General features: G+C 65.2%; 5 protein-coding genes and 3 pseudogenes. 5 read left to right on the top strand and 3 right to left on the bottom strand.

What is annotated here, in order from left to right; genetic code table 11:
* The 5 genes and pseudogenes from F7R02_RS19270 to F7R02_RS19250 form a co-directional block, all read left to right on the top strand.
* Positions 1-118: pseudogene (locus F7R02_RS19270) on the top strand (IS5-like element ISCARN85 family transposase); the annotation flags it as partial.
* A 6-nt stretch (positions 119-124) separates the two neighbouring features.
* Positions 125-1,015, top strand: a pseudogene (locus F7R02_RS19265) (ATP-binding protein); the annotation flags it as partial.
* 301 nt (positions 1,016-1,316) lie between these two features.
* The gene (locus tag F7R02_RS19260; RefSeq protein WP_139370847.1) at positions 1,317-4,844 is read left to right on the top strand and encodes a sensor histidine kinase; all 3,528 of its coding nucleotides are present in this window, start codon (positions 1,317-1,319) and stop codon (positions 4,842-4,844) included.
* A gap of 204 nt (positions 4,845-5,048) precedes the next feature.
* A pseudogene (locus F7R02_RS19255) lies at positions 5,049-8,613 on the top strand (hybrid sensor histidine kinase/response regulator).
* 391 nt (positions 8,614-9,004) lie between these two features.
* Positions 9,005-12,550, top strand: a complete 3,546-nt coding sequence (locus tag F7R02_RS19250) for a hybrid sensor histidine kinase/response regulator (RefSeq protein ID WP_078588725.1) — start codon at positions 9,005-9,007, stop codon at positions 12,548-12,550.
* Between the two features lie 75 nt (positions 12,551-12,625).
* Here F7R02_RS19250 and mdtD read toward each other — a convergent pair whose 3' ends face one another.
* The 3 genes from mdtD to F7R02_RS19235 form a co-directional block, all read right to left on the bottom strand.
* Positions 12,626-14,047, bottom strand: a complete 1,422-nt coding sequence (gene mdtD, locus F7R02_RS19245) for a multidrug transporter subunit MdtD (RefSeq protein ID WP_078588737.1) — start codon at positions 14,045-14,047, stop codon at positions 12,626-12,628.
* 358 nt (positions 14,048-14,405) lie between these two features.
* On the bottom strand, positions 14,406-15,470 hold the full coding sequence (gene hemE / locus F7R02_RS19240; protein WP_078588726.1) for a uroporphyrinogen decarboxylase: 1,065 nt from the start codon (positions 15,468-15,470) through the stop codon (positions 14,406-14,408).
* Between the two features lie 14 nt (positions 15,471-15,484).
* Entirely contained in the window at positions 15,485-15,739 is a 255-nt protein-coding gene (locus F7R02_RS19235; RefSeq protein WP_005928169.1) for a WGR domain-containing protein, read from the bottom strand.
* Positions 15,740-15,902: the final 163 nt, after the last annotated feature.

Below are 15,902 nucleotides of genomic sequence, written 5' to 3'. Positions count from 1 at the left end.
ACTGTTCCGTCGCTTGAAAGGCTACCGCCGGATTTTCTCGCGCTTCGAGAAGCTGGATGTCATGTTCCTTGGATTCCTCAGCTTCGTCCTAGTCGTTGATGGGCTTCGGATGTGTTAACAGGCCCTAGTGCGCCCGAGTGCCGAGCAGAAGCAGCTGGCCTTCCAGTGCGAGCTCGACGAGGCATTGCCGCCGGCATTGCATGGCGATGCCAGTCGCGTGCAGCAGATCCTGCTGAATCTGCTGTTCAATGCGGTCAAGTTCACCGAGCGCGGTAGCGTGCACCTGCGCCTTACCACATTGCCGCAGTACACCCGGCAGGGTCTGCGCGTGGAAGTGCGCGACACCGGGCCGGGCATGAGCGCCGAGCAGCGCGGACGGCTGTTCCAGCGGTTTGAACAGGCCGAAGGCGCGCTCACGCTGGCACGGCACGGCGGCAGTGGGCTGGGGCTGGCGATCTGCCGCGAACTTGCCGCGGCGATGGGCGGCGCGGTGACGGTCACCAGTGAATTGGGGCAGGGCGCGTGTTTTGTGGTCGAGCTGCCGTTGCACTGGGTGTCCACGTTGCCTGCGGTCACGCCGCCTGCAGTGCGCGCTCCGTCGCTGCGTGAGCAAGCGCCGTTGCAGCTGCTGCTGGTCGAGGACGATGCGACCGTGGCGCAGGTGATCGTGGGCCTGCTGCAGACGCGTGGGCATCACGTCACGCATGTGCTGCATGGTCTTGCCGCGCTGGCAGAGGTGAGCACGCGCAGTTTCGATGCGGGATTGTGCGATCTGGATCTTCCCGGCCTCGATGGTGCGGCGCTGGTGGCGCAGTTGCGCGCGCGCGGTGTGCGCTTCCCGATCGTGGCCGTGACCGCACGTGCCGACACGGATGCCGAACCGCAGGCGATGGCCGCCGGCTGCAATGGCTTTCTGCGCAAACCGGTCACGGGCGATTTGCTGGCGCAGGCCTTGGCGCGGGTGCTTGCCGATGTCGATGATGGCCAGCGCGATCGCGAGGCCGGCGACGCGTAGGTCCAGGTGCAAGCCAGGCGAGGACGCGACAGCAGCCTCGCGCCGGCGCTGTCTTGGTTCCATGGCAGACAGCAAACCGGCAGTGCGTTCGCCACGACCAGTGCCATGCGCAGCAGATACCTGCTGCACTGGCCGGCCAAGCATTTGGTCGCATGCCGGGTCAGTCGCAGCGGGCAGCAGAACGGCAACTCGGCCAGGGAGCGAGCCAGTTCCTGGGACCAAGAACTGCGGCGTAGCGGGTAAAGTGCAGTCCCAACAAGGAACGCCGGGCGCACACGCGGCGATGGGGACACGGATGACGATGAAGAACGTGCTGATGTCGGTGCTGGCCGTGCTCTTGCTGCTGAGCGGGCTGGATGCGGCGGCGGTGAATCAGATCGAGACCCCGCGCATGCGCCGCTTCGGTAGTGCCGAAGGCCTGCCTTCGCGCATGGTGCTGGCCTTGGCCCAGGATCGGCAAGGCTATGTCTGGGCGGCGACCAGCGATGGCCTTGCGCGCTATGACGGCATCGGTTTGCAGGTATGGCAGCACGATCCGCATGTCGCCAGTTCGATTCCGGGCAACGAAGTGGAAACGCTGTTCGTCGATGATCGCGACCGGATATGGGTTGGCATCAACGGCTCGCCACCGAGCATGCTGGATGCGGCGCGCTCGGCGTTTACGACATTTCCCGACGTTGGCAGCGCATGCGATGGGCAGGTCTGGGCACTGGCCCAGGCACAAGATGCGATCTGGGTAGGAACCAGCAGTGCCGGGCTGTGCCGGCGCGAAGAAAATGGTCGGGTGACGGCGTTCCGTGCCACACCGGATGCGGCGGATGGACTGCCCAGCAACACCATCATGAGCCTGCTGACCGATGCGCGCGGCCGGCTATGGATCGGCACCGACAGCGGGTTGGTGATGCGCGACGGCGAGCGCTTCGTGCGCATCGCGCCAGACCGACTGAGCACGACGGTTTTCAAGCTCAGCAAGGATGCCGACGGTACGGTGTGGGTCGGGACCAGCAATGGCTTGTACAGGGTGACGCCTGCTGGTGCGCTGGAACGCGCGCCCTGGAGCGGGGCCGATGCCCTGCGTGCCGCGACCGTGGTACACGATGTGCACGGTGGCTACTGGATTGGTGCAGCCGACGGATTTTTCCGGGTGGCGCCGGGAGAAACCGCGCTGCGCCTGATGGAAGGCGATCGCGGCAGCGGCTTCCTCACCGCACATAGCGGCGTGCTCGATGTGATGCAGGACCGGCAGGGCGGGCTATGGCTCGGACTGATTTCGCAGGGCGTGGCGTATTTGCCGCCGGACTGGCGGCGGTTCTCCACCATTTTCCAGACCCAGGGCAAGCCGCTGGAGAGCCTGTATCTGGTCAACGCTGTGGCCGATGGCGACAGCTTTCTGGTGACGACCGGCGAAGGCGTCTACCGGCTCGGCAATGACGGTGAGCTGGTGCCGGTCCTGCATAGCGACGCATTGGGCGGCGGCACCGTGCAGTCGGTGCTGCCGGCCGGCGGCGGCAGTTTGTGGATCGCGCTGCGCGATGGCGTGACGCGCTATACCCCGGAGACCGGCCAGCAGCAGAAGCTCGCAATGCAGATCGGTGTTTCCGCAACGCATCGGGTGGAACTGATGACACCCGGCATCGATGGCGAATTCTGGGTTTCGATCGTGGAAGGTGGCGTACAGCGACGTGCCGCGGATGGACGGCTGCTGGCCACGTTCCGCTTCGGCACCGATCTCAGTGAAGTCGGCGGCATGGTGCAGCAACTGACGGTGCGGCCGGATGGCACCGCCTGGGTCGCAGCCGGGGATGGTGTGTGGGTCTGGCAGGGCGAACGCTTTCGCGCAGTGATCGAGGACGCCAATCATGAAGTCTATGCGCTGGCCTTCGTGTCGCCGCGCGAGTTCTGGGTTGGGCGTTCCGGTGCGCTGGAACGTTACGGCTGGGACGGGCGGCAGGCGCGCCTGCTGGAGCGGGTCGGGCACGAACACGGCCTGCCTCCTACCGAGATACGCGGCCTGGCGCTGGGCGGCGACGACACGGTCTGGGCCACCACCTCGCGGGGCCTGTTCGCTTACAAGCGCGGCCAGCCGCAGGTCCGCCGGTTCGGTCCACGCGACGGCCTGCCAGATAGCGAGTTTTCGATGCGTCCGCCGGCGATTGGTCCCAACGGCCAGGTGCTGGCGCTGACGACCAGCGGCATCGTGTTGTTCGATCCGTCGCGGCCATTTGCGCCTGCGCCGCTGGCCCGCCTGGTGATCGAATCGGTGCAGGTGCGGCGCAACGATGCCGAGCGCCCGCAGACGGTTGCCCACAACGCGCCGGTGATCCTGCAGGCGCGCGATCGCGATCTGCGCATCAGCGCACGGCTGTTGTCGTTTGTCGATCCGGCCTCCGCGCATTACCGCTACCGTGTCAATGGCTACGACGAACGCTGGGTGGAGCAGGGTGCCAGCGGCGAGCGCGTGATCTCGCGATTGCCGCCTGGCGACTACCGCATCGAGGTCCAGGCGCGTGCCGGCGATGGCGATTGGGTCGCTGCGCCGGTGTTGCAACTGGAGGTGCGGCCGCCGTGGTGGTTGAGCACGGCCGCGCAGTTGGCGGCGGCAGCGCTCTGCATGCTGCTGCTGTACTTAAGTGTTTGGGCCTGGCGAAAGCGCGTGCGGCGGCAGCAGGAGTGGGTGCTGACACAGCAGCGGCAACAGCTGGCCGAGCAGGCATCGATCGCCAAATCGCATTTCCTGGCGACGCTTGGCCACGAAGTGCGTACACCCATGACCGGCGTGCTGGGCATGAGCGAGTTGCTGCTGGCCACGCCGCTGAATGCCAAGCAGCGCGGGTATGTCGATGCGATCTGCAAGGCCGGCACGCATCTGCTGCGCTTGGTCAACGATGCACTGGATCTGGCACGCATCGAGGCCGGCAAGCTGGAGTTGGTACAGCAGCCCTTCGATCCCGCGCAGCTCACCCAGGAACTGGCCGATTTCATGCATCCCATCGCTGACGCGCGCGGCCTGCGCTTGGAGTACCGCAATCAGCTTCCCCCGCATGTGGTGGTCGTGGGCGATGCAACGCGGGTGCGTCAGATCCTGATCAACCTGCTGGGCAATGCGATCAAGTTTGCCGAACGCGGCGAGGTGTCGCTCACCGTCAGCCAGCACGGCGATGCCCTGCGCTTCAAGGTGCGCGATACGGGTCCTGGCATCGGGTCGGAACAGCAGAAGCGACTGTTCCAGCGCTTCGAACAAGGCGAGGGCGCGCGCACCAGTTCGCGCTACGGCGGCAGCGGGCTTGGGCTGGCGATCTGCCAGGAACTCACCGTGGCGATGAAGGGCCGAATCCGCGTGCGCAGCCGGCTTGGCGTCGGCACCCAGTTCACCGTGGATCTGCCCTTGCCGATCGACCGCTCCGGCACACGTATCGCCACCGGCCAGGTGCAGGTGCCTGCAGGCGAGCCGCTGCGCATCCTGCTGGTGGAAGACGACCCGACCGTGGCGGAGGTGATCAGCGGCTTGTTGACCAATCGAGGTCACCGCGTGGTGCATGCCGCGCATGGGCTGGCTGCATTGTCGGAAACGGTGGATGGCAGGTTCGACATCGCGCTGCTGGATCTGGATCTCCCCGGGCTGGACGGCTTTGCCCTGGCATCGCAGCTGCGCCAGCTTGGCCATCGCTTCCCGCTGCTGGCAGTCACGGCACGCGCTGACAGCGCCGCGCAGACCCAGGCCAAGGCCGCAGGTTTCGACGGATTCCTGCGCAAACCGGTCACTGCCGATCTGCTGGTGGAAGCGATTACGGCTGCGCGCGCAGCCGCCGGCATGCAGGCCGCGACCTAGCGTGGGTGCACGGCCCCGATGCGTTGACGATGCCGGTGCTCATCGGGCATCGCATCGCGTAAAGACGGCCGTACGATGCCTGCCTGCTGTAACGATCACCGTTGGCGCGCTTCTGTGTGTTGCCAGCATCAGGCAAGGTCCGCACTATGCGTGCAAAGGACACGCGAGCGCATGCTGCTACCACCACAACACCCCAGTCGTCGCATGCCGCTGAAAGCCTTGATGACGCGGGCTTTATTACTGCTTTGCCTGGCCGTCGTGTCAGGCTGGCCGAGTCTTACGCTGGCCGGCGTGCCGGTACTGCCGCAGCCGCGGCAGCTGACCGTGGCCGACGGGCTGCCATCCAACGTGGTGTACGGCTTCGATGAGGATGCCAATGGATATTTGTGGCTGGCCAGCAGCGATGGGTTAGCGCGTTACGACGGGCGAAACTTCCGTATCTGGCGCATCGAAGACGGTTTGCGCGACAACCAGATCTGGGCGGTTCACGTCGACAAGCGCAACCGGGTCTGGATCGGGACCGGCATGGCAGGCCTTGCGATGCTGGACCCCGCACGCCATCAATTCACTTTCTATGATGGTGCGCGCTATCCGGAACTTCGCGGCGCTGCGATCTGGAACATCAAGTCTACCGACGACGGCAGCATATGGTTCGGCACTGAAATGAGTGGGCTATACCGGCTGCGGCCGGATGGTTCGCTGGAGCATTTCGCACATCGTGCCGACGATCCGCGCAGCTTGCCCGACAACGCGATCTATCGGCTTGATGTCGATACCCGCGGCACACTTTGGATCGGTACCGCCGATGGTGCTGCGCATTGGACGGGTAATGACTTCGAGCGGCAGGCATTTCCGGATGGCACCGCACAGATCATCACCCGGCTAACTGCCGATGCCGATGGCAGCATCTGGATCGGGACCAGCGACGACAAGCTGTTTCGGCGCGATCCAAGTGGTCATCTCAGTCCGCACCGTTGGCAGGCACCTGCAGAATATCCGGTATTGGGCGTGTTGTTGCGCGACCAGGACGGCAGCTATTGGCTGGACACCCTGGCCGGCCTAGGCCATACGACTGGTGCGGAGGTGCGCAATGTCCCCCTGTACAGTCTGTCTGCGCACGGGCGTATCCGTCCCAACTGGGAATCGGCATATCAGGATCGCGAGGGCGGTGTATGGTTTGCCAGCCCCAACGGCGGGCTCTGGCATCTCCCCTCGAACTGGCATCGTTTCGCGGTAGTTTTCAACTACATGGACGACGGTGGCCAAGGTGGCAACCTGGCGATCCAGGGCACTGCAAAATCATGGTCGGATGTGGTTGGTGGGCACCTCGGGCGTGCTCGAACGCGTAGATCCTGCCACCGGCAAAATCGAGCGTGTATTGCCCACCCTGGGGTCTGCCAGCTGGTCCAATAGCGTGCTGGAGGATCGCAAGGGTAACGTCTGGGTCGGGCAGTTTGCCGAGCTGGTGCGCTTTGATCCCGCTACTGGCCAGGTGCAGCACTGGAAGGCTGCAGCAAGCGGCTCGGACGCGGCTGCACAGGACGCGACACTGGACGCTTCCTTGGAAGCGCTGCAGCAGACCGCCGATGGTCACATCTGGGTCCATGCCACGCTTGGGCTACAAGAGCGGGACGAACAAGGTCGCTTGCTGCGCACCATGTTGCGCGGGACCCACGGCCTTGCAGCAGATCTGGTGGTTTACGACCTGCAGGCTGGGCCGGACGGAGCGCTCTGGCTGGCCAGTAATCGTGGTCTGCAGCGCTGGAACGCGTCGGTTGCGCGCTTCGAGCGCATTGCCGGCGCACCCGACGAACCTATCTTCACTTTTCGCTTCAGCGACAACCAGATCGCCTGGTTTGCCGGGCTAGGGAAGCTCCGCCGCTATTTGTGGAAGAACGGCACCCTGCAACATCTAGATACAGTGGGCCCCGAGCAGAACTTCCCTGCGCTTGCGCCACAGGGACTGGTGATCGACCACGACGGTGTTGCCTGGATGTCCAGTATGCGTGGCCTGATTCGCGTTGACCCGGCCACGCGGGGCGTGCGCGTGTTCGGGGTTCATGACGGCCTGCCCAATCCGCAATTCGTTGCGCGTTCTTTGGTGCAATCGTCAAAGGGCATGATCGTCGGCGCGACGCCGGATGGGCTGGTGATCTTCGATCCTGCCGAACTCAAGCCGAATGATCATCGGGTGCCGTTGGTGATCGAACGTGTGGGTCTACGTCGCGGCGAGAGCGGGCTGGATCTGAGTCATGTCACGCCTTTGGTCATGCAGGACGGCGACCGCGACTTGCATATCGTCGCCCGCCTGCTCAGCTTCGCCGACTCCGAATCCAATAGCTACCGCTTCCGCCTGAGCGGCTACGACCCGGACTGGATCGATGTCGGGCCCAGTGGCGAGCGCCTGTTTTCGCGTCTGCCTTCAGGCCGTTACACGCTGGAAGTGCAGGGGCGCACTGCAGACGGGATCTGGTCGGCGAGCCAGACCTTGCGTTTTCAGGTGTTGCCGCCATGGTGGCTGTCGCCGTGGGGCTTGAGCCTGCTGGCCCTGCTGACCGTGTGCGTGATTGCTGCAGCTATCTTGTTGTACCGCCGTCGGTTGCGTCGCTTGAATGCCTGGCAGCTTGCGGTGCACAAACAGGAAGTGGCCGAGCAGGCGTCCCTGGCCAAGACGCGTTTTTTGGCGACCCTGGGCCACGAAGTGCGTACGCCGATGACGGGCGTCTTGGGCATGAGTGAGCTGCTGCTCAAGACTTCGCTGGATCTCAAACAGCGCAGTTACACCGAGTCGATCCGCCGCGCAGGCGCGCATTTGTTGCGGCTGGTCAACGATGCGCTGGATCTTGCGCGCATCGAATCCGGGCGGCTGGAGCTGGATGTGGAGCCGTTTTCGGTGCGTCAGCTGGTGGCCGAAGTGGAGGCGTTGATGGCGCCGCTGGCGCAGGAGCGTGGCCTGCGCTTCAGCCTGGAGATCGGGCTGCTCGGCGATATCACTGCCAGTGGCGATTGCACCCGCATCCGGCAGATCCTGCTCAACCTGCTCAATAACGCGATCAAATTCACCGAGCGCGGCGTGGTCGGGTTGAAGTTGACCACGCTCGGTTCCTATCAAGGCCTGCGCTTTGAAGTGGCCGACACGGGGCCGGGCATCAACGCCGAACAGAAGGCGCGGCTGTTCCAGCGCTTCGAGCAGGGCGATGGTGCCAGAACCACTTCGCGCTACGGCGGCAGTGGTCTGGGCTTGGCGATCTGCCAGGAGCTGGCAATCGCCATGGGCGGGCAGATCGAGGTGATCAGCCGACTCGGTGCGGGGACGCGCTTCGTGGTGGATCTGCCGCTGCGCTGGGTGGCTTCCAACGCCGCGCTCGGTGGCGAGACCGCGCATGCCGAGACGGCTGTCGAGCCGCAGCGCATCCTGCTGGTGGAAGACGACCCGACCATCGCCGAGGTCATCGTCGGCCTGCTGCAAGCGCAAGGGCATTCGGTCGTGCATGCCCCGCATGGCCTGGCGGCGCTGACCGAAGCGGCCGACAACACGTTCGATCTGGCATTGCTGGATCTGGACCTGCCCGGGCTGGATGGTTTTGCGCTGGCGCGGCAGTTGCGCGTCTTCGGCTACGACATGCCGTTGATCGCCGTGACTGCACGCGCCGACGAGGTCGCCGAACCAAGCGCGCAGGAAGCCGGCTTCGACAGCTTCCTACGCAAGCCGCTCACTGGCGACATGCTGGCGGCCACCATTGCCGAAGCGTTACGCAGCAAGCGCTGACAAGCGCTGCGGATGCTCTGTCACCGGAGCAGGCATCCAAGTATCACGCAGCGTGTTCGTCCGCTCTTGGGCCGCTCGAACAGCGATGCGGGTCGCGATGGTCTGGCCAGGCGGAAGGGCGCTGCAGGTGCCCTGCCACCCGGGGCGCGGCAAGCGGTTGCGTCGCAAGCAAGTGTCGGCGGAAAGAATTGTCGGGCCCGCTTTTCGCAAGCCCTGCAACGTGCAACGGACTGACCAATGACGCTGCCGCGGGCGCCTTGCAGCCTGAGCGCGTGCGCACAACGGGCAGAGCGCGCTTGCCCGCACCGCGCGTGGCCCGCACTATGCGCCGACTTGTCGTGAAGTTGATCCGGTGCGCTTTCTATCCTGCTTGCCCCATCGGCTGCTCGCTGTGCTCTGGCTGTGCCTGTGTCTGGCAGTGCTTCCGGTGCAGGCGCGGACGCCCGCAACACCGGTGCCCATCCAGCTGACGATCGCCGACGGGCTGCCGTCGGACACGATCAATCAGTTGGCCGAGGACAAACAGGGATATCTGTGGCTTGCCAGCGATGACGGCCTGGCCAGATTCGATGGCCGCAACTACCGGATCTGGCGGATGGAAGATGGCCTGACCAGCAACGTGGTCTGGACCATCTGTGTCGATGCCAACGATCGGGTGTGGATGGGTTTCGAGGACGGCGGCGTCGGCTATCTGGAAGCGAACACGCGCACGTTCAAACGACTGGAAGATCCGCAGTTCCCGGAATTGCGCGACGCCACCCTGTGGTCATTGGCGCAAACGCCGGACGGCGATATCTGGATCGGCACCGCCAAGCAGGGCCTCTATCGTTACCGGCCCGACGGTCGCATGCAGCACTTTTCTGCCAAGGCCGGCGATGCCGGCAGCTTGCCGTCCGACAATATCGTTGGTCTGGAAGTTGCGCCCGACGGCGGCCTGTGGATCGGCACCTGGGGCGGGCTTGTGCACTGGAATGGTCGACGCCTGGAGCGCGTGCCGCTTCCGGGCCCGTCCCAGTCGGTCAACAGAATGTACAAGGAGCCCGACGGCAAGGGGCTATGGATTGCCGATTTCGACGGCAACCCCGTCCGGTTCAATACCGTCGGGCGGCCCACAGCAAGCCCCTGGCAAAGCGCTACAGACACCGCGCAGGTCCGTGGCGTCCTGCTCCGTGATCGGCTCGGGCGCCACTGGCTGGATACCGCCACCGGCCTGGGTATGAGTACCGGCGATGGTGGCGTCGAACGCGTGCCGGTCTACAGTTTTTCAGCGCACGGTCTGGTCAACCGGAACTGGATCACCGCCTACCAGGACCGCGAAGGAGGTCTGTGGTTTGCCAGCCTGGAGGGCGGGCTGTGGCACCTGCCTCCACGCTGGGATACCTTCGCGCTGTTTTCGCATCGCGCAGACGATCCGCAATCGCTCGCCAACCCCTCGGTCGTTGCGACGGCGCCCTCGATCACGGGCGGGATCTGGCTGGTCGGCACGCGTGGAACCCTTGAGCATTTCGATCCCGTCACCGGCCGCGTCGAGCCCCGCCTGGCCTCGGTCGATCCAGAACGCATTCCCGATACCGTCATCGAAAGCAGGCGGGGAACGGTCTGGATTGGCGTGCAGGAAAGGCTGGTTCGATACAACCCGCAGACAGGCGAGGTCAGGCGTTGGCCACTGCTCGGGCACAAGGAGTCCGCAGCCGATCTCGAAGATGTCGGCAGGCCTGGCAGGATGGCCGAAGATGCACAAGGCCGCATCTGGGTGGCGCTGCTCACGCACGGGGTGCAGCTGTGGAGCAGCGAGGGCCAGCTGCTCAGGACGCTCGACTATGGAAGCCATGGGCTGAAGGCGTTGACTGTTCTGGACATGCGGATCGGGCCGGATGGGCAGATCTGGCTGAGCAACAATGCCGGGCTGTGGCGATGGGATCCGCATGCCGACCAGTTCGTTCCGGTCCGCGGCGCGCCGTCCCTGCCGACCTATGTGTTTCGCCAGGGAGATGGCGGCATCGTCTGGATCGGATTGGCCGGACAATTGCGGCGCTATCTCTGGGACGGCAAGCAGCTCACGCACCTGGATACGGTGGGAAAGGACCAGGAATTTCCGATGGTCTCGCCGACCGGCCTGGTGATCGATGCCGGTGGCGTGGCCTGGGTCTCCAGTCATCGTGGGCTGATTCGGGTCGACCCCGGCAGCAAGCTGGTGCGTGTGTACGACGTGCACGACGGACTTCCCAGTTCGCCCCTGCAGGTGGCCACGCTGGTGCAGGCAAGCACGGGGCAGATCCTGGGCGGCACATCCGACGGCATCGTGGTGTTCGATCCGGCCACGATGCGTCCGAATCTGCGCCGACCGCAGCTGTTGATCGAACGTGTCAGCCTGCGACGCGGCGAGCGCGAACTGGATGTCACCGGCAAGGCGCCGCTGCAAGTGCAGGACGGCGATCGCGACCTGCATATCGTGGCGCGCATGCCCACGTTTACCAATCCCGAATCCACCAGTTACCGCTTCCGCCTCAGTGGCTACGATCCGGACTGGATCGACGTGGGCTCCACCGGCGAACGGTTGTTTTCGCGCCTGCCCTCCGGGCATTACACGCTGGAAGTGCAGGGGCGTACTGCAGATGGCATCTGGTCGGCCAGCCAGACATTACGTTTTCAGGTGTTGCCGCCATGGTGGCTGTCGCCATGGGGTTTAAGCCTGCTGGCCTTGCTGACGGTGTGCGTGATCGCCGCCGCCATCTTGTTGTACCGCCGTCGGCTGCGGCGCCTGAATGCCTGGCAGCTGGCCGTGCACAAACAGGAGCTGGCCGAACAGGCGTCTTTGGCCAAGACGCGTTTTCTGGCGACGCTGGGTCACGAAGTGCGTACGCCGATGACCGGTGTGTTGGGCATGAGCGAATTGCTGCTCAAGACCACGCAGGACCCCACGCAGCGCAGCTACACCGAGTCGATCCGTCGTGCGGGGGCGCATCTGTTGCGGCTGGTCAACGATGCGCTGGATCTGGCGCGCATCGAATCGGGCCGGCTTGAACTGGATTTCCAGCCATTTTCGGTGCGTCAACTCGTGGCCGAGGTCGAAGCGCTGATGGCGCCGTTGGCGCAGGAGCGCGGGCTGCGTTTCAGCCTGGAAATCGGGCTGCTCGGCGACATCACCGCCAGCGGCGATTCCACCCGGATCCGGCAGATCCTGCTCAACCTGCTCAATAACGCGATCAAATTCACCGAGCGCGGCGTGGTCGCGCTGAAGCTGACCACGCTCGGTTCCTATCAAGGCCTGCGCTTCGAGGTTGCCGACACGGGCCCGGGCATCAATGCCGAACAGAAGGCGCGATTGTTCCAGCGCTTCGAACAGGGCGACGGCGCCAAGACCACTTCACGTTATGGCGGCAGTGGTCTGGGCCTGGCGATCTGTCAGGAGCTGGCGATGGCGATGGGCGGGCATATCGAGGTGATCAGCCGGCTCGGCGCCGGGACGCGCTTTGTGGTGGATCTGCCGCTGCGCTGGGTGGCGTCGAATGCGACGCTGGACGGCGAGGTGGCGCATGCCGCCAGCCCCGTCGATCCGCAGCGCATCCTGCTGGTGGAAGACGACCCGACCATCGCCGAGGTCATCATCGGCCTGCTGCGCGCGCAGGGGCATTCGGTGGTGCATGCGCCGCATGGTTTGGCGGCGCTGACCGAAGCGGCCGACAACACGTTCGATCTGGCATTGCTGGATCTGGACCTGCCCGGTCTGGATGGCTTTGCGTTGGCGCGGCAGTTGCGCGTCTTCGGCTACGAGATGCCGTTGATCGCGGTGACCGCACGCTCCGATGAAGCCGCCGAACCGAACGCGCAGGAAGCGGGCTTCGACCGTTTCCTGCGCAAGCCGCTCACCGGCGAGATGTTGGCTAATACCATTGCCGAGGCGTTGCGGCGCGAACGCCCGCGCGAGCAGATCTAGAGCCGTGCACCGCAGTTGAAATCGCACACGGCGCTGCGCTGGCGCGCGGTGCTGGTCGATGGCGCAGCGGCCGCGTCATTCGGCGACTTCTTCCACCTGCCTGGGATGTGGCCGCGTCTCGGCCAGCTGCCAGAAGATCAACGTCGACGACAAGGTGATGCCGCCCACGCACAGGAAGGTGGCATGCAAGGCGGCGGTAGCGCCATGCGTATCGCCCAGATGCGTATTGAATGCAGCCAGCAGACTGCCCGCTGCCGCAGCGCCGAAACCGGTGGCCAGCATCATCACCATCGACAGGAGGCTGTTGCCGGGGCTGGCCTGCTCACGATCCAGGTCGCGCAAGGTCACGGTGTTCATGACGGTGAACTGCAGCGAGTTCACCGCGCCGAAGCAGGCCAGCTGCACCAGCCGCAGCCATAGCGGCTGGCCGACATCGACCAGCGCGAAGCTCGCCATCGCCAGGCCCACCAGCACGGTATTGAGCATCAATACGCGGCGATAGCCGAAGCGACCGACCAGCTTCACCGCAGCACGTTTGGCCGCCATGCCGGCCAGCGCCACCGGCACCATCATCAGCCCGGCATTCATCGGGCTCATGCCCAGGCCCACCTGCAACAGCAACGGAATCAAGAACGGCATCGAGCCGCTGCCCACGCGTGCGAACAAGTTGCCCAGAATGCCGATGCGGTAGCTGGCTACCTTGAACAAGGCCAGCGGAAACAACGCCGCCGGCGTGCTGGCCGCATGCAGCCAGTAACCGGCCAACGCGGCCAGCCCGCCGATTGCCAGCAGCATGACGAAGGCGTGGCGCAGGCCGAGTTCGGAGATGCCGTCCAACGCCAACGACAACGCCACCATGCCGAACGCCAGCATCAGATAGCCGATCAGATCGAAGCGCTGGCGCGCATCGCCGTAGTGGTCGGGCATGATCTTCAGCGCAGCGATGAAACCGATCACGCCAATCGGCAGGTTGATCAGGAACACCCAATGCCACGAGGCGACTTCCACCAGCCAGCCGCCCAGCGTGGGGCCGACGAGTGGGCCGATCAATGCGGGAATCGCGATGAAACTCATCGCGCGCAGGAAGTCGGCGCGCGCCACGGTCTTGAGCACTGCCAGCCGGCCCACCGGCAGCAGCATCGCCCCACCGATGCCCTGCACCACGCGCGCGGCCACCAGTTGTGGCAGCTGTTGCGCGGCCGCGCACAGCAGCGAGCCCAGCGTGAACACGATGATCGCCACCAGGAAGGTGCGCCGCGTGCCGAAGCGGTCGGCAATCCAGCCCGAGGCGGGGATGAACATCGCCACCGCCAAAGCATAGCTGAAGACCACGGACTGCATCTGCAGAGGGCTTTCGTGCAGGCTGCGCGCCATCGACGGCAATGCCGTGTTGACGATGGTCGCATCCAGCATCTGCATGAAGATGGCCAGCGATACCAGCCACAGCAGCGGCTTGATGGTGTTGTAGGCGCGCAGGGTGGGGACGGGTTGAGACATGGGTGCTTGGCCGCAGTAACGCTGCATTATCGCTTCCCTGCTGTGCACGGCGCGGAACGCTGTGTGCGACCCCCAGGCATGCCTGCCCCGGCAGCCTGCGCCGTGATGCAGGCGTAACGCCGACGGTACACGCGCAGCCACATCGGGTTATCGCACCGGTGGCCTTGGGTGCAGGTGTGAATCGCGCGATGCGTTTCCATGGCACGACGCGTCCGCCACCGATATGCCGGCAGGCGGAGCGAACATGCAGATCCAGCGGGCCGATTCAGTTGCGCAATAGGTGACCCAGCGGTGCCAAGGTGCGCATGGGCACGGGCATTGGCTGGGCCCGTGTAACCCGGCCCGCGCGATGGCGCGCCTAGCGCCTGCTCAAGCTCTGCACCGCCTCCACCAGCACACCCACGTGCTCGGGATTCATATCCGGCGACATGCCGTGGCCGAGGTTGAAGACGTGTCCTTCGCGTGAGCCGCCGTTGCCCTGGGCGTAGCTGTCCAGGGTCTTGCCGACTTCGGCGCGGATCGCTTCGGGCGAGCCGTACAGGGTGGCCGGGTCCAGGTTGCCCTGCAGCGCGACGCGGCCACCGGCGCGCTGGGCGGCGTCGGCCAGCGAGATGGTCCAGTCCACGCCTACCGCTTCGGCGCCGCTGGCGGCCAGATCGGCCACATAGGCGCCGTTGCCCTTGCCGAACAACACTAGCGGGGTACGCTCGGCGCCGTCGCCGCGTTCCAGCTCGCGCGCGATGCGAGTGAGGTAGGGCAGCGAGAATTCGCGGTACATCGCCGGCGAGAGCACGCCGCCCCAGGTGTCGAACACCTGCAGCGCCTGCGCGCCTGCAGCGCGTTGGGCGGCCAGGTAGGCGATCACCGCGTCGGTGACGGTGCCGAGCAGGTGATGCAGCAGCTCAGGCGCGTTGAAGGCCATCGCCTTGATGCGTGCGTATTCCTTGCTGCCGCCGCCTTCGATCATATAACAGGCTAGCGTCCACGGGCTGCCGGAGAAGCCGATCAAGGGCACCGAACCATCCAGTTCGCGGCGGATCACCCGCACCGCATCCATCACGTAGCGCAGCTCGGTTTCCATGTCCGGCACGCCCAGACGGTGGATTGCAGCGGCATCGCGCACCGGGTGGCGGAACTTGGGACCTTCGCCTTCGACAAAATACAGCTCCAGGCCCATCGCATCGGGAATGGTGAGGATGTCGGAGAACAGGATTGCCGCATCCAGCGGGAAGCGCTGCAGCGGCTGCAGGGTCACTTCGCAGGCGATGTCCGGATTCTTGGCCATGCCCAGGAAACTGCCGGCGCGCGCCCGCGTGGCGCGGTACTCCGGCAAATAGCGGCCGGCCTGGCGCATCAACCACACAGGGGTGCGGTCCACGGGCTGACGGTTGAGCGCGCGCAGCAGGCGATCGTTCTTGAGCATGGGGAAGTGTGTCCTCAGCGCGGCGCGTCGTCGGCGCCGCCGGTGATGAGTTGGAAACCGCGTTTGAGTTGGGTGTCGCGCGCCTTGTCGAAGGCGCGGTCCGCTTCATCCTGTTGCAGGTACTGATCGCGTCGCAGTTGCGTGCGTCCGCCGATCTCGCCGGTTTCGCGCAGCAATTCCCAGCCACCGAACAGATCCGGTTGCAGGGTCAGCTGGACGTAGCGGAGCGGCGCGTTACCGCCGGGATCGTGTTGTAGAAGGATGCGCATGCGGCTGATTGTAGCCGGGCGCTGCTGAAGGCTGAGAGCAGTGGCGCGTCCGGGTGTTCTGGTTGCGAAGGGAGCGTCGTTGGGCGTCCACGCTTGCCGGTGCGCTCCCGAGCGAGGTTCCGACCGCCGGTGCAGACGATGGCAGGCAGGCAGTGGTAGGAGC

Source organism: Xanthomonas cissicola, assembly GCF_008801575.1.
Taxonomy (GTDB): Bacteria; Pseudomonadota; Gammaproteobacteria; order Xanthomonadales; family Xanthomonadaceae; genus Xanthomonas; species Xanthomonas cissicola.
Note: the sequence above shows the minus strand (reverse complement) of the source record. Positions and strands in the feature narration are given on the sequence as shown.

What these genes read in the sequence shown, in the direction of transcription:
- F7R02_RS19260 (WP_139370847.1), top strand. Translation starts at nt 1,317, where the DNA reads ATGAAGAACGTGCTGATGTCGGTGCTGGCCGTGCTCTTGCTGCTGAGC.
- F7R02_RS19235 (WP_005928169.1), bottom strand. Translation starts at nt 15,739, where the DNA reads ATGCGCATCCTTCTACAACACGATCCCGGCGGTAACGCGCCGCTCCGC.
- mdtD (WP_078588737.1), bottom strand. Translation starts at nt 14,047, where the DNA reads ATGTCTCAACCCGTCCCCACCCTGCGCGCCTACAACACCATCAAGCCG.
- hemE (WP_078588726.1), bottom strand. Translation starts at nt 15,470, where the DNA reads ATGCTCAAGAACGATCGCCTGCTGCGCGCGCTCAACCGTCAGCCCGTG.